Here is a 333-nt window from a genome sequence, read left to right as displayed (position 1 = left end):
GATTTAATAATAGATGATTCAGTTAAATATGAAGGTAATTTCTTTTGTGCAAGTCTGACTAACTTTTTTATACCAATGTTTAACATACTTTCATTTGTAATAAACTCAATGTCATTTTCTTCAATGTAAGATGAAATAAGAGTAGCCTTTGCCTCGCTATACATTTCTAAATCGCCTTGTTTTTCTATCGTATTGCGAGAATTTTTAGCCCAAGCCATTAATGGATCATTTTTCCATTTTTCAATAACATTATTGTTATACCAAATGTCATATCCTATAATCTGGTTTTTGTTTTTTTGAATAATAAATGTTACTGTTCTTGCGGTTTGGAGG

General features: G+C 28.8%; 1 pseudogene. It reads right to left on the bottom strand.

The features are described 5' to 3' along the window. Positions 1 to 333, bottom strand: a pseudogene (locus HP556_RS00155) (hypothetical protein); the annotation flags it as partial.

The organism is Tardiphaga robiniae (assembly GCF_013359755.1).
GTDB classification, from domain to species: domain Bacteria; phylum Pseudomonadota; class Alphaproteobacteria; order Rhizobiales; family Xanthobacteraceae; genus Tardiphaga; species Tardiphaga robiniae.
This window is presented reverse-complemented; position numbering and strand designations above follow the sequence as displayed.